At 50.2% G+C, this 24,802-nt stretch carries 24 protein-coding genes; 11 read left to right on the plus strand and 13 right to left on the minus strand.

What is annotated here, in order from left to right; all coding sequences use genetic code 11:
• The first annotated feature begins 28 nt into the window (after positions 1–28).
• Complete coding sequence (locus H1A11_RS04445; RefSeq protein WP_181757761.1) at positions 29–211, plus strand: hypothetical protein; 183 nt, start codon at positions 29–31, stop codon at positions 209–211.
• A gap of 109 nt (positions 212–320) precedes the next feature.
• The gene (locus H1A11_RS04450) at positions 321–1,670 is read left to right on the plus strand and encodes an MATE family efflux transporter (protein WP_174646076.1); all 1,350 of its coding nucleotides are present in this window, start codon (positions 321–323) and stop codon (positions 1,668–1,670) included.
• Here the strand turns inward: H1A11_RS04450 and H1A11_RS04455 are convergent.
• From H1A11_RS04455 to H1A11_RS04465, 3 genes are all read right to left on the minus strand, one after another.
• On the minus strand, positions 1,660–2,811 hold the full coding sequence (locus tag H1A11_RS04455) for a glycerate kinase (protein WP_181757762.1): 1,152 nt from the start codon (positions 2,809–2,811) through the stop codon (positions 1,660–1,662). The genes H1A11_RS04450 and H1A11_RS04455 overlap by 11 nt on opposite strands.
• Positions 2,812–2,820: 9 nt before the next feature.
• A complete protein-coding gene (locus H1A11_RS04460; RefSeq protein WP_181757763.1) occupies positions 2,821–3,399 on the minus strand; it encodes a DapH/DapD/GlmU-related protein in 579 nt (192 codons plus the stop codon).
• A gap of 135 nt (positions 3,400–3,534) precedes the next feature.
• Positions 3,535–4,377: an AraC family transcriptional regulator gene (locus H1A11_RS04465; RefSeq protein WP_181757764.1), complete on the minus strand. Its 843-nt coding sequence runs from the start codon at positions 4,375–4,377 to the stop codon at positions 3,535–3,537.
• 184 nt (positions 4,378–4,561) lie between these two features.
• Between H1A11_RS04465 and H1A11_RS04470 the strand changes: the two genes are divergently transcribed.
• From H1A11_RS04470 to H1A11_RS04480, 3 genes are all read left to right on the plus strand, one after another.
• On the plus strand, positions 4,562–5,158 hold the full coding sequence (locus H1A11_RS04470; protein WP_117990878.1) for a YigZ family protein: 597 nt from the start codon (positions 4,562–4,564) through the stop codon (positions 5,156–5,158).
• Between the two features lie 157 nt (positions 5,159–5,315).
• Positions 5,316–6,440, plus strand: a complete 1,125-nt coding sequence (locus H1A11_RS04475) for an HpaII family restriction endonuclease (protein WP_181757765.1) — start codon at positions 5,316–5,318, stop codon at positions 6,438–6,440.
• A gap of 60 nt (positions 6,441–6,500) precedes the next feature.
• Complete coding sequence (locus H1A11_RS04480) at positions 6,501–7,064, plus strand: nitroreductase (RefSeq protein ID WP_117951893.1); 564 nt, start codon at positions 6,501–6,503, stop codon at positions 7,062–7,064.
• Positions 7,065–7,175: 111 nt separating this feature from the next.
• Here H1A11_RS04480 and H1A11_RS04485 read toward each other — a convergent pair whose 3' ends face one another.
• The 9 genes from H1A11_RS04485 to H1A11_RS04525 form a co-directional block, all read right to left on the minus strand.
• On the minus strand, positions 7,176–9,506 hold the full coding sequence (locus H1A11_RS04485) for a TonB-dependent receptor (RefSeq protein ID WP_117880816.1): 2,331 nt from the start codon (positions 9,504–9,506) through the stop codon (positions 7,176–7,178).
• Between the two features lie 230 nt (positions 9,507–9,736).
• Positions 9,737–10,105: a GntR family transcriptional regulator gene (locus tag H1A11_RS04490; protein WP_057097945.1), complete on the minus strand. Its 369-nt coding sequence runs from the start codon at positions 10,103–10,105 to the stop codon at positions 9,737–9,739.
• Between the two features lie 3 nt (positions 10,106–10,108).
• On the minus strand, positions 10,109–10,903 hold the full coding sequence (locus H1A11_RS04495; RefSeq protein ID WP_181757766.1) for a hypothetical protein: 795 nt from the start codon (positions 10,901–10,903) through the stop codon (positions 10,109–10,111).
• Positions 10,900–11,724 (minus strand): ABC transporter ATP-binding protein, encoded by an 825-nt coding sequence (locus H1A11_RS04500; RefSeq protein ID WP_181757767.1) that lies wholly within the window; start codon positions 11,722–11,724, stop codon positions 10,900–10,902. Before H1A11_RS04500 ends, H1A11_RS04495 begins: the two co-directional genes overlap by 4 nt.
• 117 nt (positions 11,725–11,841) lie before the next feature.
• On the minus strand, positions 11,842–12,504 hold the full coding sequence (locus H1A11_RS04505; RefSeq protein ID WP_225982616.1) for a hemolysin III family protein: 663 nt from the start codon (positions 12,502–12,504) through the stop codon (positions 11,842–11,844).
• Entirely contained in the window at positions 12,504–15,353 is a 2,850-nt protein-coding gene (gcvP, locus tag H1A11_RS04510) for an aminomethyl-transferring glycine dehydrogenase (protein WP_181757768.1), read from the minus strand. Before gcvP ends, H1A11_RS04505 begins: the two co-directional genes overlap by 1 nt.
• Before the next feature lie 31 nt (positions 15,354–15,384).
• Positions 15,385–16,023, minus strand: coding sequence for an MBL fold metallo-hydrolase (locus tag H1A11_RS04515; protein ID WP_117600573.1), 639 nt, complete (start codon positions 16,021–16,023; stop codon positions 15,385–15,387).
• A 35-nt stretch (positions 16,024–16,058) separates the two neighbouring features.
• Positions 16,059–16,679: a 16S rRNA (guanine(527)-N(7))-methyltransferase RsmG gene (gene rsmG, locus H1A11_RS04520; RefSeq protein ID WP_117880804.1), complete on the minus strand. Its 621-nt coding sequence runs from the start codon at positions 16,677–16,679 to the stop codon at positions 16,059–16,061.
• A 37-nt stretch (positions 16,680–16,716) separates the two neighbouring features.
• Complete coding sequence (locus H1A11_RS04525; RefSeq protein WP_117600571.1) at positions 16,717–17,583, minus strand: DUF3298 and DUF4163 domain-containing protein; 867 nt, start codon at positions 17,581–17,583, stop codon at positions 16,717–16,719.
• A gap of 138 nt (positions 17,584–17,721) precedes the next feature.
• Between H1A11_RS04525 and H1A11_RS04530 the strand changes: the two genes are divergently transcribed.
• The 4 genes from H1A11_RS04530 (at position 17,722) to H1A11_RS04545 (ending at position 22,525) form a co-directional block, all read left to right on the plus strand.
• Positions 17,722–18,120, plus strand: coding sequence for a hypothetical protein (locus tag H1A11_RS04530; protein ID WP_057253292.1), 399 nt, complete (start codon positions 17,722–17,724; stop codon positions 18,118–18,120).
• An 83-nt stretch (positions 18,121–18,203) separates the two neighbouring features.
• On the plus strand, positions 18,204–20,420 hold the full coding sequence (locus tag H1A11_RS04535; protein WP_181757769.1) for a TonB-dependent receptor domain-containing protein: 2,217 nt from the start codon (positions 18,204–18,206) through the stop codon (positions 20,418–20,420).
• Between the two features lie 28 nt (positions 20,421–20,448).
• Positions 20,449–20,760, plus strand: a complete 312-nt coding sequence (locus H1A11_RS04540) for a heavy-metal-associated domain-containing protein (RefSeq protein ID WP_035457917.1) — start codon at positions 20,449–20,451, stop codon at positions 20,758–20,760.
• A gap of 70 nt (positions 20,761–20,830) precedes the next feature.
• Entirely contained in the window at positions 20,831–22,525 is a 1,695-nt protein-coding gene (locus H1A11_RS04545; RefSeq protein WP_181757770.1) for a heavy metal translocating P-type ATPase, read from the plus strand.
• Positions 22,526–22,530: 5 nt separating this feature from the next.
• Here the strand turns inward: H1A11_RS04545 and H1A11_RS04550 are convergent, their stop codons facing one another.
• Complete coding sequence (locus tag H1A11_RS04550) at positions 22,531–23,364, minus strand: AraC family transcriptional regulator (protein ID WP_181757771.1); 834 nt, start codon at positions 23,362–23,364, stop codon at positions 22,531–22,533.
• Positions 23,365–23,475: 111 nt separating this feature from the next.
• Between H1A11_RS04550 and lipB the strand changes: the two genes are divergently transcribed.
• On the plus strand, positions 23,476–24,147 hold the full coding sequence (gene lipB / locus H1A11_RS04555; RefSeq protein WP_370528734.1) for a lipoyl(octanoyl) transferase LipB: 672 nt from the start codon (positions 23,476–23,478) through the stop codon (positions 24,145–24,147).
• Positions 24,144–24,740, plus strand: a complete 597-nt coding sequence (locus H1A11_RS04560; protein WP_181757773.1) for an ACP phosphodiesterase — start codon at positions 24,144–24,146, stop codon at positions 24,738–24,740. The genes lipB and H1A11_RS04560 overlap by 4 nt, the downstream gene beginning before the upstream one ends.
• Positions 24,741–24,802: the final 62 nt, after the last annotated feature.

The raw sequence follows: 24,802 nt of genomic DNA on the forward strand, positions 1-24,802 counted from the left end.
TATAAGAATTTAGAAAAACTCAATAGGTATGAATATAGATAAGAAAGCAGAGCATATTGACCCGAAAGTAGCATTGTCCCAGGCAGAACATGAAAAGGGAACAGTACCCGGACAACAGATTGGCCTTTACGGTAATGCAGACAAGAGAGATGTTCGTCAGGTCGTAAAGATTCTGAATCCTGACAAAAACAGTATGGAGAGCAGAGGTTAACCCTCTGCTTTTTTTATTACATGCCTCTTTCTTCGTCGAGTCCAGATGATTTGTTGGAGGGTTTTGTATCTTTGTACCCGGAAATGAAACTCTTAAAAACAAAAGCAGGATGCTACGGAAAGGAGACCTCACTCAAGGAGGCATAACCGGTACTTTATTACGTTTTACCCTACCCATGATGGTAGGGTCTTTTTTGCAGCAATGCTACAACATTGCAGATACGCTCATTGTAGGCCAATGCATTGGTGCAGGGGCGTTGGCGGCGGTCGGTTCGGCATACACATTGATGGTTTTCCTTATATCCGTTTTGCTGGGACTGGCGATGGGCAGTGGCACTGTGTTCTCTTTACATTATGGTGCCGGAAACCATGTAGCACTGCGTCGTAGCATATTCAGTTCGTTTGTACTGATAGGTATCGTGACACTGATACTGAATGTAGCCGTTTTTATCTGGCTCGATCCTATTCTCCGGCTGTTGCAGGTTCCGCAAGACATATACGGCATGATGCGCAGTTACTTGTGGATAATCTTCTGCGGTATAGTTTTCACTTTTATCTATAACTTCTACGCATCTCTGCTGCGTGCAGTAGGGGATTCTGTCACTCCGCTTTGGTTTCTGGCAGTTTCTGTCGTTCTGAATATAGCGCTCGACTTGTTTTTTATCCTACAACTGGATTGGGGAATTCAGGGTGCGGCTGCGGCCACTGTCCTCGCTCAAGGAGTAGCTGCTCTGGGTATCATCATTTATACTTACAGAAGGCGTCCGGAACTGCGATGGCATCATGAAGACATGTGTTTTGACCGTACTTGCTTGAAGGAAATAGCTTCCTTCTCTACACTGACTTGCATCCAACAGTCGGTGATGAATCTGGGAATCCTGATGGTACAGGGACTTGTCAACAGCTTTGGAACAGCGGTAATGGCAGCTTTTGCGGCAGCTGTGAAGATTGACTCTTTCGCCTATATGCCCGTGCAGGAATTTGGGAACGCCTTTTCCACCTTTATTGCACAGAACTTTGGGGCAGCACGTTACGACCGTATCCGCCGGGGTGTTTGCAGTGCATTTGTCACAGCGGTTGTTTTCTCACTCCTCGTGTCCGTGCTGGTTTTCGTGTTTGCCGAGCCACTGATGCTTATCTTTGTCCGTCCGGACGAGACGGAGATTATTGCGGTGGGAGTGGCGTACCTACGCATCGAAGGGGCTTTCTACTGTGGCATCGGCATCTTATTTTTGCTGTACGGATACTACCGGGCCATCCGTATGCCGGGCATGTCTGTTGTGCTGACTGTGCTGTCGCTGGGTACCCGTGTCGTTCTTTCCTACTGGCTGGCCTCGATGCCCGAGGTTGGGGTGACGGGCATCTGGTGGTCCATCCCCATCGGCTGGCTGATTGCCGACGTGGTCGGCATCTGGTACTATCGGTACAAGAAGTTCCGTTTTCAGGAATCTAAGGCATGATGCGGCAAATTTGCTCCACTGTCCTTCGGATATTTTCTTGAGCAAATTCAGGCTGCATGGCCTGCTCTAAAGAGATGGGAGAGGGGGGAATGGAGAATACGCCCCGGAATCCGGCTGCATTCAGTATCCCGGCATCCTCTATCGCTCCTGCCAGCAGGATGACGGGAATATGTTGCCTCCTTGCTTCCTGCAAGATGCCCGAAGGTACTTTCCCCATAAGAGTCTGCCGGTCCGATTTCCCTTCTCCGGTGATGAGGAGGTCGGCATCCTTAATCTTTTCTGCAAAGTCCAGAGTTTCCAAAAGAAGCTCTATGCCGGGTTTCAACTGTGCATCCAGAAATGCGTGGAGACCGCCCCCCATACCGCCTGCCGCACCAGCACCGGGATGCAAGGATACGTCTTTGCCGGTAGTGCGGAATATGACGTCCGAAAGATGCTGCATAGCAACATCCAGTTCCTTCACCATATCCGCGTCTGCTCCTTTTTGGGGAGCGAATACGTGGGCTGCTCCATTGGGACCGAAGAAAGGATTGCGTACATCACACGCCGCCGTGAAACATGCCTTTTTCAGTGTGGGATGGGCAGAAGAGCTGTCTATGGAGCTGATTTCCGATAGAAGGGCACCGCATAGGGCGATGCCTTTTTCCATGCTTCCCACTTCGTGTCCTTCTTTATCGAAGAAACGGAATCCCAATGCTTGCAGCATTCCCAGACCGGCATCGTTCGTGGCGCTCCCTCCAAGTCCGATGACGAAACGGAGGCATCCCCGTTTCAAGGCATCGCGTATCAGTTCGCCCGTTCCGAAGGTGGTGGTTTTCATCGGATTCCTTTTGTCGGCAGGAACCAGTGGCAGGCCGCTGATGGCAGCCATTTCTACGAATGCGGTATTGCCGTCTCCGGAGATGCCGTAACTGGCATCGCACGGTTGCATCAACGGGTCGTGGGCACGGACGGTGATACGTTTTCCGTTACTGGCTGCAAGTAGGACGTCGAGCATGCCTTCTCCACCGTCGGCCACGGGGAGCACGATGGTCTGGCATTCGGGACATGCGGCATGTACCCCTTGGGCGGCAGCTTCTCCGGCTTCTGCCGAGGTGAGGCATCCTTTGAAGGAATCGATGGCAATCACTATCTTTTTCATGAATTTGCTTTAATCTTTTTGGTGTGGTTTATTGATTTTTTTGATAAATCTGGCTGGATTCCCGGCTACCACAGTCATAGGAGGAACGTCTTTGGTCACTACACTGCCCGCTCCGATAATTGCGCCGTAGCCAATACGTACTCCGGGGAGGACGGTCGAATTGATTCCTATCCATACCTTATCCTCAATGGTAATCGGACGGCCATAGGTAGCGCTGCGATTCTCCGGATCGGGGTCGTGGTTGATTGTAATCAGATTGACTTTCGGTCCGATAAATACCTCATCGCCAATCGTTATGCCGCCGCGACCGAAGAAAGTGCAGCATTGCTGGATGAAGCACCCTTTTCCGATGGTGATAGGCTTACCGTAGTCGATGTAGAGTGGCGGCAGCACCGTCGTACTTTCTTCAAGCGGTTTACCGAGAATCTTGCCCATATATCCGTGTACCTCCTCGGGGGTACGGTAACCCATATTCATTTCTGTGGCCACCTTGATGGTAGCGAAAATGTCGTCAATTAATGCATCGTAGCCCGGCTCGTTGGGTGAAACCATCTCTCCCGACAAATCTTTCTCGAAAATACTTTTCATGATCGTTTGATTTAATTTGTTATACACTCTAATCATTTTTCGGGTACAAATGTAAGGAGGCTATGCTACAATGGCTTTGTTGTACGGTTCAATATGCTTTGCCGTGCAGTCCACGGATAGAAAAAGTTCCGCAATCTATGTGAGACTCACTTCCTGCCGTATGTCTTCTGTCGGAGGAATACCGTAGGTGGCTTTATAAGCTTTCGAGAAATGGGAGAGGTTCTTGAAGCCTACTTCAAAACAGATTTCCGATACTTTGCGCCCTCCTTTCCGTATCAGCTCACGGGCGGCTTCGAGCCGGCGCTGTATCAGCCATTCCCGTGGGGAGAGTGTGCTGCATTTTTTGAAATCGCGTTTAAACGTGGATAGGCTGCGGCCGGTATAATTGGCCATTTCTTCCATGGATATGTCGTTCATGTAATTGTGTTCCAGAAAGTCCAATATGTCTATTTTCCACGGGTCTGCAAAATCAAAAACGGAAGCATACAGGTTTTTACTCGTATTGAGCAACACGTATATCCCCTCCATCCTTTTCAGTTGCAGCAACTCCTCAGTCGGGTGGATGCTCGAATCGAAATAGGGTGTCATGGATTCGAACAGACTTACAATGTCGGGGCGGTTGGAAGGTAGCTTGTACAAGCTTATTTTATCTCGTTTGGCATCTTTAGGCAGGATGTCCCGGTTCAGCCTGCTGTAAAAGTCACGCAGGAACTTGGGAGTGAACATCAGGAAAATGGCTTTGAACTGCTCTCTATTCCAGGCTTGTTTGGTCATTTGCACACTAAAGTCCTTACGGATAAAGGCACAGTCTCCTTTATGCAGCCGAGTGATTTTGCCTCTTTCATCGATAACCATTTCACCGGAGTACATATATACTAACACGTGCGAATGATTCCGGTGCGTGCAGCTTCTCCCTCCCTCGAAATACATTGTCAGGAAGAGGTCCGAATAGTGCAATGTCTTGATTCCGTCTGTCATTTTTTCTGTTTGATTATAAATCTGATTCTTCGTACAAAGATAACTCTTTTCGGCAGAAATCAGCTTGCTTATTTCTGCTGCTTTTGATTTTGCATTATCTTTAGATAAGATAAGCTGCACTTCAACATAACTTTTTTCATGCAAGCATGAAAGTTCTCTCTTCAGTTTGCATTATCTTTGCAGCATGAGCGAAGATACGTATAAAACCATCGTTGCCCTTTCCGAGGGCATTTACACTGAAAAGCGCAGCAAGTTCATTGCTATTGCCCTGCCGGTGCGTACAGTAGAGGAGGTGAAGGCGCATCTGGAAACTTACCAGAAGAAATACTACGACGCCCGCCACGTGTGCTATGCCTACATGCTGGGCCATGAGCGGAAGGACTTCCGTGCCAACGACAACGGGGAGCCTTCGGGCACGGCAGGCAAGCCGATTCTGGGACAAATCAATTCCAACGAACTGACGGATATTCTCGTCATCGTAGTGCGCTACTTCGGCGGTATCAAATTGGGTACGAGCGGACTGATTGTAGCCTATAAGGCTGCCGCTGCCGAAGCCATTGCCGCTGCCACCATCATTGAAAAGACGGTAGATGAGGCAGTGACTTTTCTCTTCGAATACCCCTTCATGAACGATGTGATGCGGGTGGTGAAGGAGGAGGAGCCGGAAATTCTGGAACAGTCGTATGATATGGACTGCCGTATGACGCTCCGCATCCGTCAGTCCATGATGCCGAAGTTGCGGGCACGGTTGGAGAAAGTAGAAACATTAAGGTTTGAATAATACAACAAATGGGATAAGAGCCCCTTTTAATAGGGAAATTGTTCGTTTCCTTTAACGGAACAAGTTGTTTTGTCCTTCGGAACAGACTGTTTTCTTTGCGGAAACGGCATCACTCCTTATGAAAGGCTGACTCCCTCCTTTAAACAAAAGAAAATTTATGGCATTTAGTGCAACAAAAAGAGAACTGGGTGAGCTCTACACCTTCTTTCGCCTGCTGGCGGATGGAGCCGTGTCATTGGGTACACCGAAAGCTGAAAAAGACGAAACTCTGCGCTGGCCCGTTGCCTTGATACAGAGGGAAGAGCATGACGGTACGCGCCGTTACTATATCGAAGCGCAGGAAGTGCGCATTGTCAGCGGAACTACCGGGAAGGACGGTTCGTTTGTTCCGGGCGAGAAGGAGGAACTGTGTTTCCCCCGCGAAGACTTTGGTGATGCGGCAGAGTTGGTTCTGCATCTGTTGAAGAACGTTTCGGGCGAGGAAGTGGAAGTGTCCGAAGGTTTGGAAGCCTTTTTGGATGCTGTCAACATCTTCGACCTGGAAGCAAAGACGGAGGACCGTACCGACTTCTCCGTTGCCTTCTGGCATCCCGAAGCACCTCTGACGGGCTTCAATGTCCGTTGTCGTCTCGCCCCGATGAATCCGTTGCTGGACGGAGGACGCACGGCGAATCTGAAGCTGGAGCAAAGCGGTGTCAAGTTTGCCGTGCCCATGGTGAACAAGGTGAATGCCCTGCCGGAATCTCCTACGGAAGTGGCAGAACGCATGATGATGATTGAGCGACTGGGTGGCGTGCTGAAGTATGCCGACGTTGCCGACCGCGTGTTCCGTTGCAACTTGCTGATGATAGACCTCCACTTCCCTCGCATGCTTGCCGAGATGGTGCGCTTGATGCACTTGGACGGTATCACCCGCATCAGCGAATTGACGGAGCGCATCAAGGAGATGAATCCGTTGAAGATAAAGGACGAGTTGATAAACAAGCACCGCTTCTACGAGTTCAAGATGAAGCAGTTCTTGCTGGCGCTTGCCCTCGGCATGCGTCCTGCCAAAATTTATAACGGTACGGACTCTGCCGTCGAAGGTATCTTCTTGACGGACGGCAACGGGCAGATACTCTGCTACCACAAATCCCGTCCGCAAGTCTTTGCAGACTTCCTTTATCAGAACACGCGTTTGGAGAAAGGTGCCGTAGAGAAAGATAAATACGGCTTCTTGGAGCGCGAGAACGGCCTCTGGTACTTCAAGCTGAATGTAAAGATTGGGCTGGTGAAACGGTGAAACAGCCCCACTGAACACGTACTGATGTGCATTATCAACTATCAATTCTCAAATAAATAAATGAACGAGACATTACAAACCATCAAGGCACGCCGCAGCGTCCGTGCCTATACGGAACAGCAAGTTTCCGCAGAAGATTTGAACCTTATCCTTGAGGCGGCTACCTATGCTCCCAGTGGTATGCATTTGGAGACGTGGCACTTTACCGCCATCCAGAATAAGGAGGTGCTGGAAGAGCTGAACGATAAAATCAAAGGTGTCTTTGCCAAGAATGACGACCTCCATACACGGGAGCGTGGACACAGCCAGACTTATTGTTGCTACTATCATGCCCCCACGTTGGTCATTGTCTCCAATGAGCCGGACAAGTGGTGGGCCGGTATGGATTGTGCCTGCGCCTTGGAGAACATTTTCCTTGCAGCCAAGTCCCTCGGCATCGGTTCCTGCTGGATTAACCAGTTGGGGCAGACCTGCGACGACCCCGATGTCCGCGCTTTCTTGACAAAGCTGGGTGTACCCGAGAGCCATAAGGTATATGGCTGCGCAGCCCTGGGATATGCTCCCGCCGATGCTCCGGTGAAGGAGAAAAAGGTGAAGGAAGGTACGGTGACCATCATCCGCTAAACAGAGATACCCGCAGGAGAGGTGGCGGTTAGGTAATTAATCATACATGAAGCAAAATAACGTATAATTCCGTCACTCTCCGTTGGGCTTCCTCTTCATAGAGGAAATGGGTTATCGCTGCATATTAATGATGCCGCTGTCCGTATCACTGTTGTTCAGCCCCTTGTTGCCTGCCTTGTGCTTGCGTCCGAACTCGAATGTATAGCCCATGCGCAGTACGACCATCTGTCCCGTCTCCCTGACGAATGTTTCGGAACGGAAAGGAGCCACTTCACTGATTCTTTCTTTTCCCACCTTATAGTTATTGGTGAAAGGAAACATAATACCGATTCCTGCTTGAAGGTTACGCCGGGTGTACATTGCCATGAATGCCGTCTGGTTTTCGTTCTTCTTGATGGTTTCGCCGAAGAAATTGTTCTGCACTTTCCGGAACTGCCCGAGCAGCGAGAAGTCTTTATATTGCATTTGCGCCATCACGCTGTAATAGAATTCATCGTACATATGGCTATAGTTCAGACCTTCCGACCAACTGCGCGTATATCCTCCCGAAGCATAAAGCGTCAGGAAATCCTTCAGCCCGAACAGCGTAGCGCCGTTAATGCCGACCATCAGTTCCGCATTCAGGCTTTGGAACGACCGCTGGTTTTCATCTTTCAGTATCAGTTTGCCGTCCTCCACGAAGATGCTTTCCATGATGGGATTGTCATAATACTGGTGGCGCACGCTCAGATTGGCGTTGAACTGCTTCTTCGAATAGCTGTAAGACAAGGAGTTCGTGAACTGTTGATACGTTTTCAGTAACGGGTTGCCGCGGACTATCTGTATCGTATCCATCGCCTGCTCCACATCCGTCAGCGAGCCGAGCGACGGTATGGCAGGACTGATGTTGAACCGGTAGCGCAGGAATCCCGCCTTCTTCAGATTATAGCTCAACCGCACGGTGGGCGTGAAGGTATAGTAAGCATGGTCTTCCTCACTCTCCTTGAACCAGGCACGTGTCATGCCTACGCTGCCCGCATAGCTGAAGTCCTTTACCTTGCCTTGCACCTCGAAGAAAGCGGATGTCTGCGACTGGTCCATCTTCGAAGTGGTAGGGTTGGAACCTTTATACTCATTCTCTGTCCGCATCTGATAGTGGCGGACACCGCCGCTCAGCTTCACCTCCTTGAAGTTCTTTTCATAAATGGCTTCGCCGATGACGGAGCGTTTGTCGCCGTCCACTAATGTCTGGATGTCTGCCAGCGGTGCGTTCTCGTCTTTGTACTCCTTATATTTCCGGTTGTTCTTGGTATGGATGAGCGTTCCCGTTACATTCACCTGGATGCTCTGCTGATGGGGCAGGGTATGCTGGAAGTAAAGGTCGAGTGCCGGAGAGTAGCTGGATGTGTGGTTGTTGACATACGAATAGATGGACTCCGTGCTGCCCGCTGCCCACATCTTGTTCAGCTCATTCTGGTAGGGGGCATTGCTGAGGTTGTTACGGAAGATGGCATTGAATACATATTTGTCCGCTTTCGTCAGATTGTACGTCAGATTCAGGTTGTTGATGAAGCTCAGGGAGGGAGACTCGTCTTCGATGCCTTCCTTGATGCGGTCGATGGTACGGTCGCCCAGATAGAAGGTTTCATGGGATTCGAGGCGGCTGTGATACTTGCCGTTCTTGTTGAAGTAGTCGATGCCCCATTCGGAGTTCTTGTAATTGAACTTCGCGCTCAGGAAATTCTCTCCCCATAGGGTGTGGGGCGAATCGGAGAGTTGGAAGTTCACAACACCGCCCGTTTCGCGGCGGCGCAGGATAATGTTGACTACGGCGCCCAGCTCATCGTCTCCGTACAGCTTGCCGGGGTCTTCGATGAACTCCACACGCAGTACGTCTTTGGCTCTGACGGCCGCTATCTCCTTGTCTGTCACTTTAATGCCGTTGATACGGGTTTGTACGGACCCGCCACCGCTGACGCTCATGCTGTTGCTCAGATTGTCCACTTGCAGACGGGCAATGCCGAGATTGTTCAGCAGGTCGTAGGTACCGAACGAGCGTTTCAGCTGGCTTTCGGAAGGCAGGATGATTTGCCGGTCTACCCGTTGCAGCACATTGCTGGCAGATACCGTCACTTCACCGAGGCTCACGGCATCTTCCTGCAACTGTACATCGCCCAGGTCGAGGCTTTTATTCAGTTTCAGCAGTATATTTTCACTTTGGAGGCCGATGAAGGAGATGGAAAGGCGGTAATCGCCTGCCTTGATTTTATGGAGGGCGAACTTGCCTTGTGCATCCGAGGTTACTCCGGTCACCAAAGTAGAGTCTATGGTCCATAATGACACATTGGCGGCTATAACTGCCTCTTGCGAAGCGTCCGTGACGCGTCCTTTGATGGAGAGGCTCTGTGCCTGCGTACGGAGTACGGAGAGGGCAAGCAATAGTAAAAAAAGTTGGTTTTTCATAATTATTTGTATTAGTCTGTTGCTGTTGGATAGGGACGTAAAAGTCACTCTTCCCGTTAAGGGAAGATGCTGAAGATTGTATATCAGTTGTTTATACTTTCCTCGTCTGTCCGATGAAAGTCAGGAATGCATGAAGGAATAAATCTCGTACATCAGTGTCGAAACTTTGACAATCGTAAGTCCGAAGAGGAGTCCGAAGGTAATCCATAATGCAGTCTTTGCGTATCTCTTCATGAACCGTCTTTTTTAAGTTTGTTATATCGTTCTGTTATTTCTTCTATACTGATGCCGAGTAGCTCCATGCTGCGGAACATGTCGGCAAGCTGGTTTTCAAAAAACTCTTTCTTCTGTATTCGCATCACTTTCTTCACCGCATCTTTGGAGAGGTAGAACCCCATTCCCCGTTCCGGGTAGATGATGTCCTCCGTCTGGAGGTATTCATAGGCCTTCAGCACGGTGCGCGAGTTCACTGCCAGTTGTGTGGAGAGCTCCCTCACGGATACCACCCGCTCTTCTGCCCGCCATTCGCGGGTGAGAATCTTGCTGAAACAGAAGTCTACAATCTGCTGGTATATCGGCTTGTTGGTCTTGAAGTCCATAGGCTACAGTTGTTTTTCTTTGAGCAGGAAGTAGCTCGATACCCATGAACCGAGCAGCACACTGATGGGAGCCGCATAATTGCAGAAAGTCACGATGGCTTGTGCACCGGCCGACAACGGATAGTTGGTGTTGGGCCATGTGGCAATGTTATCCATCCAATATCCGTCCGCTCTGGCTTCGGGCATGAGGGAGGCCACAAAAGTTACAATTCCTATGCAGACGGCAATGGAGCCTACAAAGATGGTGAAGCTTTTCAGCAGGACTTGCCGGCTGAAGGCGAAGTATCCGATGAAGGCGGAAGCATGCAGGATTACATAGGTCAGTATCTGGGTGTTGTGTATCCGGAACATCGTGATGTGCGTTGCGAAATACTGCAGGAACTCGCTGCCGCTTAAGGACAGCAGACCTTTGAGGCAGGCTATCAGCAGACTGCAGAATAGGGGAAGCAGCAGCAGGTATTTTATCCAGATATGCAGGAACTTCTCGAATGCCGATGCCGGCAGCAGTATATCGAGAGTGGAGCTGTGTTTGCTGAAATTTGTTTCCAGCAGGCAGGGGGCCATGAGGATAAACCATAGTACGTAGCGGGAGAATTCGGTGGCAGAGGTATGTTTGCCGTAGTAACTTCCACCGCGGTTTATGTCGTAGAGGATGCACAGGATGCAGATGAACGATACGACGGCTGCTGACCAAAGCAGGTGCCTGCCGGTCTCATTCCTTTTATATTGTTCCAGTAGCAGGAAGCGTTTCAGATTAAAAGTTGCGTTCATAGTTCTGTTTGTATGATGGATTTTCATTGAAACATGCTCTGTATCTTTTCCGGTTGTTGCAGCACCGCTTTATACAGCAGCTCGATGTCCGGTGTGTTCTCTTCTTCGTCCTCGTTGGGGAGAATGGAGAAATGGCCCGACAAGTCTTGTTCGCTGTAGATGCTTTCTGCCGGCAGAATGTCCGTACGGGCAAAGAGAAGCCGGTTACTGATTTCGTCCAGCGAACGGTTCAGTAATATTTCGCCTTTGCCAAGGATGACGAGATGGTCCAGCAGATTCTCGAAGTCGTGCGCCTGATGGGTGGAGATGAGCAGCGTGCTTTCATCGTCCATGCTGCGGCTGATGATACGTTTCAAGGCTTGGCGGGAGGTGATGTCCAGCCCGTTTGTCGGTTCGTCGAGCAGGATGTATGGAGTATGCAGGGCAAAGGCGTATGCCAGCATTGCCTTCTTCTGTTGTCCGTAGGAGACGGAAGAGAGTTTTTGTTTCCGGTTGATTTTCAGCTCTTCCAGGTTCAGCTTGAATTCTTCCCGATTGAAATGTGGATAGAATACGGAATGGCGTGCAGCGAAGCTGGCGATGCTTTCGGTAGGCATCTGCAACTCTTCGGGCAGGAAGAAGTAACGGGCCAACCCTTCGGACTGTCTCTCTGCCGTGTTTCTTCCGTCTATGCTGCACTTTCCGTTTTTGGGGAAGAGTAGTCCGCAGATGAGATGCATCAGCGTCGTTTTGCCTACGCCGTTTTCTCCCAGAAGTCCATATATACCGTTTCCTATTTCCAAAGATATGTTGTTGAAAATAAGTGGATTGGACTTGTAACCGTAGCTCGTATTCTCTATCGTTATCATAATTTTATTAGTGTTGCACTGATGTACAACACTGCAAACGTAGGGTAAGTTATGGAGAAAAGCAAGGGAAAGAGATACTTATTAACTTCTTTTAGCGGTTGTGCGCTTGCCGTTTGCTTACAGCATCTTCACCAGTATGTCCCATACAGCCACCATGTGGCAGGCTGAACCGCCCAATACAAAGAAATGGAAAACCGAATGCATGTACCGTGCTTTGCGCAAGGAGTAGAAGGCGGCTCCCGTGATGTAGCATACCCCCTCGGCAATAATCCAGTAGCAGGCTGTGGGGGAGAGGGCGAAAAGCTGCTTGAATACTACCAGTACGGACAGCCCCATCAGGATGTAGCACACTGTTTCCACGTAACTGTGCTCCTCCATCTTGCGGAAGCTGACAACAGTACCGATGATGGCGCATAGCCAGACGAAGCCGAAAAGTCCCCAGCCCCAACCGCCGTCCTCTCTCAATGCAATGAGTATGATGGGGGAGTAACTGCCTGCAATGTGCCAATAGATGGCTGCATGGTCCCAATGCCGCAAGCGCCGTTTCCACGGATTATGATGTTTCAGGGAGTGGTAGAGTGTGGAGGCAAGATAGGAGCCTCCCATGCCGAACAGATAGAGCCATACGCCGCATGCTGCCCAAAGATTCTGCGCCTGGTAGCATTTTATCAGGAATAGTGTACTTACAATTACTCCCATGGCAATGCCGATGCCATGGGAGATGGAATTGATGGTTTCTTCTTTTTTACTATAAAATAGTCCGTTACGCTTTCTTTTCATCAGTCGAAGCATCCATAGCATGTGGGCAACAGTTTACGGTCTCCCAACGTGTTGTCTACACGTGCCACGTTCACCCAGAACTTGTTTTCGCGCACGCTTTCTATCGGGTAGGCTGCCTTTTGGCGGGTATAGCTGTGCTCCCACGTGTCGGCTACCACTTCGTATTCGGGATGTGGGGCATTCACCAGCACGTTGTCCGTCTTGTCGGCTTCGCCGTTCTTTACCTCTTGAATCTCGTCCCAAATGGTCAGCATCACGTGGACAAAGTTGTCCAGTTCGGCAAGGCTTTCGCTTTCCGTCGGTTCAATCATCAGCGTGCCGTGTACCGGGAAGGAGAGGGTGGGGGCATGATAGCCGTAGTCCATCAGACGTTTGGCGATGTCGTTTTCACTGATGCCCGTCTCTTCGTGCACCTTGCGGCATTCCAATATCATTTCGTGTCCTACGAAGCCGGTAGCACCGCGATAAACAATGCCGTACGTATCCTTGAGGCTGGCTGCCAGGTAGTTGGCGCTGAGGATAGCTATCTTCGTGGCACGCGTCAGTCCTTCCATTCCCATCATGCGGATGTAGCCGTAAGTGATGGGCAGGATACCTGCGCTGCCGAAGGGAGCTCCGGACACCTGGTTGGCTGCATTGCCGAACAATTTGTGTCCCGGAAGGAACGGAACCAGATGCTCTGCCACGCAGATGGGGCCTACGCCCGGTCCGCCGCCGCCGTGAGGAGAGGCGAACGTTTTGTGCAGATTCAAGTGGCAGACGTCCGCACCGATAAAGCCGGGATTCGTCAAGCCTACTTGGGCATTCATATTGGCGCCGTCCATATATACCTGCGCACCGCAGGCATGTATGATGTGGCAGATTTCCACAATTTCCGTTTCAAAGATACCGTGTGTGGAAGGGTAGGTAATCATCAGGGCGGCGAGGTCATCCTTGTTTTCTTCCGCTTTGGCACGCAAGTCGGCCATATCCACATTGCCTTGTGCGTCGCAGGCGCAGGTCACAGTGGTAAAGCCTGCCTGGATGGCAGAAGCCGGGTTGGTGCCGTGTGCGGATGCCGGTATCAGCACCTTATTGCGGTGTCCTTGCCCGATGCTTTCCAGATAGGCGCGGATGACGCGGAGTCCGGCATATTCGCCTGCCGCACCGGAGTTGGGTTGCAGGCTGACGCCGGCAAAGCCGGTAATTATCTTCAGTTCTTCACTGAGGTTGCTTATCAGTTCGCGGTAACCTTCGGCCTGGTCTTCGGGCACCAGGGGATGCATGTTCATGAATTCCGGGCGGCTGAGCGGAAGCATCTCTGCGGCAGCGTTCAGCTTCATGGTGCACGAGCCGAGGGAAATCATGGAGTGTGCCAGTGAGATGTCCTTGCGGTCGAGACGCTTGATATAGCGCATCATCTCCGTTTCCGTATGGTATTTGTTGAATACTTCGTGTGTCAGATAGGCGCTTTGGCGTTTCATCTCCGCGCTGATGCTGCTTGCCATGGGTATGTCGCTTGCCTTTTCCCAATCCCTTCCGGCGGCAATGGCAAAGATGGAGAGCAGTACGTTGACGGCAGTGATGTCCGTAGTCTCATCGATGCTCATACCTACGTCCCCATTCTTGAAATAACGCAGGTTCACTTCCTTGCTCAAGGCGATGGTACGTATCTGCTGTGCCGAAATGGTGTCGGGCAGTGCAAAGCGGAGCGTGTCGAAATATTGTGCATTGACCTGCTTGTATCCCAGTCTGTTGATGCTCTTTTCCAGGAATACGGCAATGCTGTGGATGCGTTCCGCAATGGTGCGGATGCCTTCCGGACCGTGATATACGGCATAGAAGCCTGCCATTGTAGCCAGCAGTGCCTGCGCGGTACAGATGTTGGAAGTCGCCTTTTCACGCTTGATATGTTGCTCGCGGGTTTGCAGCGCCATGCGGTAGCACAGCTTGCCGTATTTGTCTTTCGACCAGCCGATGATGCGTCCCGGCATATTGCGCTTGTACTCGTCGCGGGTGGCAAAGTAGGCTGCCGACGGCCCGCCGTAGAACATCGGTGTACCGAGCCGTTGTGTGGTTCCGAAGACGATGTCAGCCCCCCATTCTCCCGGAGGGGTGAGCAGGGCGAGGCTCAGAATGTCGGCGGCAATGGCCACTTTGCAGTTGGCTGCATGGGCTTTTTCCACGAAGGCGCGATAATCTTCCACGTTGCCGGCGGCGTTGGGATATTGCAGTACGCAGGCGAAGATGTCCGGTGTGAATTCCATTTCATGGTATTTTCCTATACGCAGCTCGATACCTTGCGGAATGGCACGGGTAGTCATTACTGCCAGTGTCTGCGGGAAGACGGCTTCGTCAACAAATACCACGTTGGCACCCGATTTCTGCATGTCGCGCGGACGCAGGGCATACATCATCGTCACGGCTTCGGCTGCGGCAGTCGCTTCGTCCAGCAGGGAGCAGTTGGCAAGGGGCATGCCGGTGAGGTCGCATACGGCAGTCTGGAAGTTCATCAAGGCTTCCAGGCGTCCTTGTGAGACTTCGGTCTGATAGGGGGTATAGGAAGTGTACCAAACGGGGTTCTCGAATACATTCCGTTGGATAACGGCAGGAGTGATGGTGTTGTACCATCCCATACCGATATAGGTTGTGTAAAGTTTGTTTTTGGCAGCCAGCCCTGCAATATGTTGTCCGAATTCGTACTCTGTCATTGTCTTGGGCAGAGCCAGCGGTTCTTTCAAGCGGATGTTGGCAGGAATGGTTTTATCAATCAGCTCGTCCAGGCTTTTCACTCCTATTTTTTGGAGCATCTTCTCCTCGTCTTTTTCGCTGATGCCGATGTGGCGGTAGGCCAATAGGTCGTTTTTCATGGCTGTAATGATTTAAAAGTTTGCTGTATATTTACCGAAAGAACGGATTCTCCGCTTTCTCTATTCCTATGGTAGTCGGCGCTCCGTGTCCGGGATAGACAATCGTGTCGTTGGGCAGGATGAACAGACGGCTGCAAATATGTTCTATCAGTTCGTCGAAGTTGCCACCGGTGAGGTCGGCACGGCCGATGCTGCCTTGAAACAACACATCCCCCGAGAACATGCAGTGGTCTGCCGCGCAATAATACACCAGACTGCCCGGCGAGTGTCCCGGTACATGGATGGCTTCCAGTTTCGTATTGCCGAAGGTGATGATGTCTCCGTCGTGCAGATAAGTGCCCAGGGGCACGGGGGCTTCCTGCAGCTGGAAGCCGAACATGCGGCTTTGTTTCGGCGCTTCGTCAATCCAGAACTCATCGGCCTGGTTGGCTTCGGCCTTCAGACCGAACTCTTTCAGCATGAAAGGATTGCCGAAGATATGGTCCAGATGCAGATGGGTATTCAGCAGATGTTTCACATTCAGCCCATTCTTGGTAATGAAGTTTTTCAAGGCCTGCTTTTCTTCCTCATAAAAGCAGCCCGGGTCAATGACGACCGCTTCATTGGTTTCGTCCCAAAGCACATAACAGTTCTCCGGGAACATATTAAATTCGAATCTCTTTATTTTCATATTATGTATTTAGATTTCTAAACCTCAACTATCTCTCAACACCCTACGTACACTACTTTTTTTGTCTCGAAGAACTCCTCTTCAAAGAACTCCTTCAGGTCCCACAACGTGGTCTTGTTCTTGACGGGCATGGTTTCGTTCCCCAATTCGCCCCCCTTGAGGCAAATCAGTCCGTTGGGCAATGCGTTCTGCTGTTTTGGGGAGATGTTCTTACGGATAATCTTCAGCAGGTCTGTCAGCGGCATCACGGCACGGCTCACCACAAAGTCGAACTTCCCTTTTTCCTCTTCTGCACGGGCATGACGGAAGGTGGCGTTTTTCAGCCCGATGCTGTTGGCTATTTCGGAGGCTACGCGTATTTTCTTTCCGATGCTGTCCACCAGATGGAACTGTACTTCGGGGAAAAGGATGGCAAGCGGGATTCCCGGAAAGCCTCCTCCCGTGCCGAGGTCCATAATCTGTGTCCCCGGTCTGAAGCGGATTACCTTGGCTATGCCCAGAGAATGCAGCACATGGTGTTCGTACAAGTTCTCTATATCTTTGCGTGAAATGACATTAATCTTAGAATTCCAGTCCATGTAGAGGTCGTAGAGGGCGGCAAACTGCCGTTTCTGTTCTTCCGTCAGGTCCGGGAAATATTTGAGTATTAAATCCATTGTGAATTTTATGTTGATAGACAATTGATTACGGTTCCTATTGGTCGCCTGCTTTTATCGTATTGCTCAAGGTGACGAATTCGCTGTTCATCAGATGGGTTATGTCCTCATAAGACAACGTGATTTTGGTTGCTCCCATTACGTATGGGGCAATTTCATATACATTATAATAGAAGGTGATTCCCGTTGGGTCCAGATAGAAATTCTCGATAGGCTCCAGGTCACCGGTGGTGGCGTAGCCCATGTCCTCCAGCTCTTGGCGGGTGCTGACGTTGTTGTCTGCCATCAGCTGTTTCCAAAGCAAGTCGGTCAGCGCTTCCTTATAGTCGCCTTCAAAGAGGTCGCCTAGGTGGATGGGGCTTAGGGTCTTTAGGTCGAGGTTGAGGAAGGTGGACATATAGATGCCGTGTGCGCCGCCGGTATATTCGTTGTAATCTATACGGTAGGTCAGTATTAAGGTATTGCACAACTGCACATGGCTTTCGATTCCTTTATAATAGGAATACCAGGCTCCTATGCTCTGCTCGTCCTGTTTGTCCTCCTCGTCTTTCTTGTACATCGGCTCCAGGTCATTGCGGTAGTCGCCGACATATTTCTCCGTATATTTCTTGACAGCTTCTTCGGGTGTCATCGCCATGTACTTGTCGCCGAAGCAGGCAGATAGGAAGAAGGTGTTCAGACTGTCTTTCAGCCTTACGTCGGATGACTGGCTGGCGTAGGCAACGTTGAGGATGAGGTTGCAGGCCGGCTTGGCTGTGTCTCCGAAGAGATGTACGGTTTCGTTTACTTGTATACTGTCGAACTCCAACGCGTATGCGTTTTTGTTCACGGTGTTACCGCAGGAAAAGAAAAAGCCGCTTGCCGCAAGCAGAAGGACAAGTAGGCTGACAGTTTGCTTTTTCATATTGAGTTTCGTTTATAAATCAACATATCAATCAAAAAACTTTATCGACAAATATAGAACTTATTAACGAACTGCAGGCATAAAAAAGGAAAAATTAATTCCGGCAAACGGTTAAAACTTTCTATCTTTGCAGCGCTTATGAAGGAACTCCGTTACATACTGGCTGTACTCTTTTCCTCTCTTATCATTATAAGCGGAGTGGGGATTTCTGTAGTTCAGTATTGCTGTGCCGGATGCGAGACGACACAAAGTTGTTGCACCTCCGGCTGTTCCAAATGCCATCATGCACATCGTGGTTCACAAAAAACGTGCAAGGATACCGGTTGTACAGCCGTCTACTACAAGGTGGATTTCGTGAAACATGCACACGAGTCTGCTTCGTTCGTGCCATCCCTTACACTGTTTTGTGAGCAACTGCCGCTGTTTGATTACTCCTTGCCGCAAGTGGCCTGCACTCCGGAAGTGCATTTCGGGGCACCGCCATATGTCGTCGGCTCGCGTCATTATCTGGCGCTCTATTCCACGCTTCTCATTTAGTGTTGTTTTATACGGGGCAATGACATGAATTGTCCGGAGGGAATTGTTTGTTTTTTAATCACTTCTTTAAGTATAAAACAGAAATGAAATATAGTTTGATAGCCATCCTTCTGTTCTCTTTCATCCCCTTGCAGGCGCAGGTAAAGGGAACGGTAAAGGATAATTTGGGCGACCCGATTGCGGGTGCCAACCTCTTCTGGCAGGGAACCACTCAAGGAACCACCACTTCGGCAGACGGTACCTTCTCCTTGTCCAAACCCAATGACAAGCATATGCTTGTAGTCAGCTTTATCGGTTTTGAGAATGATACGATACACGTCAGTAACCGCAATGAGACGCTCGACATTGTCTTGCGCGAAGGGGTGGAACTGAGCGAGGTGAATGTGGTCAGCCGTAAGTTGGGCACCATGAAGTTGCGCAACAGTGTGATGAACGAAGATATGATAAGCAGCGCCGAGCTGAGCCGTGCCGCCTGCTGTAACCTGGGAGAAAGTTTTGTGACCAATCCTTCGGTGGACGTCACTTACTCTGACGCCGCCACCGGTGCCAAGCAAATCAAGCTTCTGGGCTTGTCCGGTACGTATGTGCAGATGATGACGGAGAATGTCCCCAACTACCGCGGCTCTGCTGCCCCCTACGGCTTGGGCTATGTCCCTGGGCCGTGGATGCAGAGCATTCAGGTGAGCAAGGGCAGTTCGTCCGTGAAGAACGGCTATGAGGCCATCACGGGACAAATCAATGTGGAATTCAAGAAACCCCAGTTGCCCGAAGCGGACTGGTTTTCGGCCAACCTTTTTGCCAGCAGCACCAACCGTTATGAAGCCAATGCCGATGCCACGGTGAAACTCTCCAAACGCTGGAGCACCTCTTTGCTGGCACATTACGAGAATGAGACCAAAGCTCACGACAGCAACGACGACGGCTTTGCCGACATCCCCCGCGTGGAGCAGTACAACCTCTGGAACCGCTGGGCATACATGGGCGACCGCTACGTTTTCCAAGCAGGCATCAAAGTGCTTACGGAAGACCGCAACAGCGGACAAGTCGGTCATGGCAAAATGCCTCTGACAGACCCTTATAAGATAAGTATAGGCACCGACCGCTACGAAGCTTTCACCAAGAACGCCTATATATTCAACAAGGAGAAGAACACTAACCTGGCATTGATCCTCTCCGGCTCCCTGCATAAGCAGGATGCCTTGTACGGACGGAAAATCTACGACGTAGACCAGCACAATGCTTATGCCTCCTTGTTGTTCGAGACGGAACTGACCAAGCGTCAAAGCCTTTCTGCCGGACTGAGCTTCAACTATGACTCCTATGACCAGCACTACCGCCTGGACAATGACGCCGCACAGCCTTTGACGAAGAAATTCACCAAAGAAGCCGTCCCCGGCGCCTACGTGCAGTACACCTACAACTGGGACGATAAACTGGTGCTGATGGGTGGCATCCGCGGCGACCATAGCAGCGAGTACGGCTATTTCGTCACCCCGCGTTTCCATGTGAAGTACAATCCCAACGAGTATGTACATTTCCGTCTTTCGGCAGGAAAAGGATACCGCACGAACCATGTGCTGGCCGAGAATAACTACCTGCTGGCAAGTAGCCGCCGGATAGACATCGCCAAACGTCTTGACCAGGATGAGGCCTGGAACTATGGCGCAAGCACTTCCGCCTATATTCCCTTGTTCGGCAAAACCTTGAACCTGAATGCGGAATACTATTACACGGATTTCAGCAAGCAGGTGGTGGTAGACATGGATACGGACCCACATGCCGTTCTGTTTTACAACCTTCACGGCCGTTCCTATTCGCAGGTAGTGCAGGTGGAGGCAAGCTATCCGTTCTTCCCGGGTTTCACCTTTACCGCGGCTTACCGTTGGACGGATGCCAAAACGAATTACAACGGAGAGCTGATGGAGAAACCCCTTACCAGCAAGTATAAAGGTTTGCTGACGGCTTCTTATCAGACACCTTTGGGATTGTGGCAGTTTGATGTGACTTTGCAACTGAACGGTGGCGGGCGCATGCCGGCTCCATACGAACTGACAGACGGCAACTGGTCGTGGGAAAGGCGCTATGGCGGCTTCGAGCAGTTGAGTGCCCAGGTGACGCGTTATTTCCGTCGCTGGTCTATATACGTCGGTGGCGAGAACCTGACAAACTTCAAGCAGAAAAACCCCATCATTGATGCTTCCAATCCCTGGGGAAGCAACTTTGACGCTACGATGGTGTGGGGACCGATGCATGGGGCAAAAGCCTATGTAGGTGTCCGTTTTAACTTGCCGAGAATATAATATTATTTATTAAATCAATAGCGAAACAATGAAAACAAGAAGATTTTTAATGACTTTGGCAGTTGTACTCTTCTGTGCATCTGCCGCAATGGCGAAAGACATCCGTACAGCCGTGTTCAAGGTAGCACAGATGAAGTGTGAGAACTGTGTAAGGAAGATAAACAATAACATCCGTTTTGAGAAGGGACTGAAGGACTTCCACACAGACCTGAAGACAAAGACGGTAACCATCACGTATGATGCCGACAAGACCAATGTGGAAAAGTTGAAAGAAGGTTTCCAAAAGTTCCATTATGAAGCGGAGTTTGTCAAGGAAACCAAGCAGGACGATAAGAAGTAATTGAACAAACTGCTCATTCCGGTTGTTGCTTTATTAAAGCGGAACAACAACCATCTAAAAAATAAATCGAATGAGCAATATAATTACTAAGGCACATCCCGTGCCGGATATGCACAGCACGGGATTGCGCGTCGTCGGTGCATGGCTTTTTGCCATCGTACTGATACTGTTTTCTACAGTCTTTGTGCATGTACCCTATACCCGTGAAATACAGATGGTACTGGCAATTCCGGTACTGCTGTTTTTCGGCGCTCCTTTTTATGCCGGTGCCTGGAAGGGAACCCGGTCGGGCCGCAACAATATAGACCGTCTGGTGGCGCTTACCACCTCTGTGGCTTTTCTGTTCAGTGTGTTCAACACTTTCTTCCCGGATTATTGGCTGGGCATCGGGCTGGAACCGCATGTCTATTATGGGGTTGCCGCCGTCATCATCGCCTTTTCCCTGACCGGCGAGTTTATGGAGGAACGTGCCCGGCGAAATGTGTCGGCGGCTATCTGCCGGTTGGGAGGCTGGCAGCATAACGCAGCCCGCGTACTGCCGGAGAAGCAACGCATTGACGACCGCGTTGCCGAGCTTTTTGTCCCGGTCATTCTCATCATTTCCCTGCTGACCTTTTTTATATGGGTGTTCTTCGGAGGCATAGATGTAGTGTCACACGGTCTGTTTGCCGCTTTGTCCGTATTGGTGGTGGCTTGTCCGTGTGCGGTAGGGCTGGCCACTCCAGTAGCTTTGGCGGCGGGCCTTAATAAAGCTGCCCGCAATCATATCCTTATCAGGGACACTTCCGCTTTAGAGCAGATGCGCAATGTGGATGTGGTGGTATTCGACAAGACCGGGACCTTGACAGAAGGACATCCTACGGTAATAGGCTGGCTGTGGGCGCAAGGGCAGGAGGAGCATTATAAAGATGTACTGCTTGCTGCCGAGTCTACTTCGGACCATCCTCTGGCAGAAGCAATCGTTACGGCCCTGGAAGGGGAGGAGCAGGTTATCCCTGCCCACCTGGACGGTTTCGAAAGCATTACCGGAAAAGGTGTCAGAGTGGCCTATCAGGGTGCGGAATATTGGGTAGGAAGCCATAAACTGCTGAAAGATTATCAAGCCAATTTGTCGGATATCCTGGCCGATATGCTGACACAATATGAATCGGACGGAAACAGTATTGTCTACTTTGGGCGTGAGAACGATTTACTTGCCGTTATTGCCATCAAGGACCAGTTGCGGGTGACTTCTATGGAAGCTATCCGGGAACTGCGTATCCAGGACATCGAGATATGCATGCTTACGGGAGACGGTGAGCGTACAGCTTCTTCCGTGGCCGGCAGTTTGGGGATCATGCGTTTTGTGGCCGATGCTATGCCCGATGACAAAGAGGATTTCATCCATAAGCTACAGCTTCAGGGTAAAACGGTCGCCATGGTAGGTGATGGCGTGAACGATGCGCAAGCCTTGAGCTGTGCTGATGTAAGCATTGCCATGGGAAAGGGGACCGATACGTTGATGGACACCGCCATGATTACTCTCAGGACTTCAGACCTGCTGCTGTTGCCCAAAGTTTTCCGGTTGTCTCACCAGACTGTGGGCCTCATGTACCGGAATCTGTTCTGGGCTTTCATCTATAATACAGTGGGTATCTTTGTCGCGGCCGGAGTACTCTATCCCGTCTATGACATCCTGCTGAGTCCTGCGCTGGCAGGTGCTGCCATGGCTCTTTCCTGTGTATCCGTGGCTTTGAGCAGCCTTCGTCTGAGTTCCAGGTTCTGATGTTCTCAGCTGTTCCTATACTCCAGCGGACTCATGCCCATGTGCCTCTTGAAGTATTTTCCAAAGAAGGAAGCACTGGGGAAATTCAGGGAATAGGCAATCTCCTGAATGGTCATATTGGTTGATTTCAGTTTGGCTTTCACGTCTACGATGACGACGTGGGCGATGATGTCCAATACATTTCTGCCGGTCACCTGTCTCACGGTGGTGCTGAGGTGTTGCAGGGAGATGCCCAGTTTATCGGCATAGAATTGCGCGCGGCGTTCGCGGGTATAGTTTTCGATGACGAGCTGCACCAGTTCGTGGCATATTTCCTCTTTCCGGCTCTTGTTCCCTTTTTGCATTTGCGGACGGTGGCAATACATCTTGTCCACCCCACTGAGGAGCATGCTTAGAGCGCTCTGTGCCATTTTGGTGTCAGGAGGGTAGGGGCCGGTCGTGATGCGTGCCCATAAGGCAAAATAGTCCTTGAAATAGGAGGCGACGGTAGGGTTGACAGCCAGTACCGGATACTCCAGTATGTTGGAGAAAGAGCTCAATGTAGACTGGATGAGGTTGACCCCATTGAGGCAATGGGAGGAAAACCCCACGAATCCCAGGCATACTTTTCCCTTTTGTTCGTAAAACTGTATGATGGTTCCGGGAAGCAGGGTAATGAAATCCCCTTGCTTGATTTCTGTATCCATCAGGTTAATGGATACGGTGATGGAACCTTCTATGCATAGTGCAAAAATGCACGCTTTCAGACGGCACGACTGTTTGTATATGTTTAGAATGTCTTCCGTTACTTCAGTCCATGCAATCATGTCTACTGGCAGGTCGACTTGGGGAAATTCCATACGCTTTGTCGTTTAGAGTTCGCACAAAGGTAATTCTTTTCCGGGAAAAAAGTAACGGAAGACATTCTGTTTTTAAAATGAAATGTTCTTTTTAGAATTCAAAAAAGTACTATATTTGCTTGCATGAAACTGGAAATATCAGATTGGAACATGATTCCTTATGCCGGAGCATGGAGCCGGCAGACGGAATGGTTTGACGCACTTGTACATGCCAAGCAGACAGGAGAGTGCTATGTCAATCATATTGTGCTCTGCGAGCATCCCCATGTCTATACATTGGGGCGTAGCGGAAAAGAAAGGAATATGCTGCTGGGAGAAGAACAACTGCGCAGGATAGGGGCTACGCTCTATCATATTGACCGTGGCGGAGACATTACGTATCATGGTCCGGGACAGTTGGTCTGCTATCCTATTCTGAACCTCGAGGACTTTTCTTTGGGGTTGAAGGAGTATGTGCATCTGCTGGAAGAGGCGGTAATCCGTGTTTGTGCTTCGTTTGGCATCGCGGCCGGACGCCTGGAGAAGGCAACGGGCGTATGGCTGGAGGGCGATACTTCCCGTGCCCGTAAGATTTGTGCCATCGGCGTGCGCAGCAGCCATTTTGTCACCATGCATGGATTGGCACTGAATGTGAATACCGATTTACGTTATTTCAGCTATATCAATCCCTGCGGATTCATAGACAAGGGTGTCACTTCTTTGCAGAAAGAGCTGGGACACGAGGTGCCGATGGAAGAGGTGAAGGAGTGTCTTTGCAAGGAGCTGGTAAATCTTTTGTCATGAACTACCTGGCACATATATTCCTTTCCGGTTCGAACAGAAAAGTACAGTTGGGAAATTTTGTAGGCGATGCCGTAAAGGGAAGCTCCTATAAGAATTATCCGCCGGATATAGCCAAGGGTATTCAGCTTCACCGCGCTATTGACGACTATACCGACCGTCATCCGGCTGTCTGCGAGGTGGTACATAGGCTTCAACCTGAATTCGGACGCTATTCGGGGGTATTGCTGGATATTTATTTCGATTATTTGCTGGCTTCCCGTTTCGAGTCGTTCTTCGGAGTTTCCTTGAGGAGGTATACCCGGACTTTCTATCTTTCCCTCCTCATCAATTACCGCTATCTTCCGCTACGGTTCAAACGTTTTATCTGGCATTTTATCCTGACCGACCGTTTGCGGAAATACGCCACTCTGAACGGAATAAGAGAATCTTTGAACATCATGGTGGAATATCATCATATTGATATATCCGTAGATAAGGCAATTTGTTACCTTAAAGAGCACGATGAGGAACTGTTTGCTGTGTTCCAGCCATTTTTTATTGAATTGCAGAGGTTTTGCGCTGAATATCAGCATAATTATAAGTCACAATTTTAAGGACGAAGAAGGAATGAATATCGTGTCGGCAAGGAGTTAATATCCTGCCGACACGATATTTG

The organism is Bacteroides sp. CACC 737, assembly GCF_013874375.1.
In the GTDB taxonomy this organism is placed as follows: domain Bacteria; phylum Bacteroidota; class Bacteroidia; order Bacteroidales; family Bacteroidaceae; genus Bacteroides; species Bacteroides uniformis.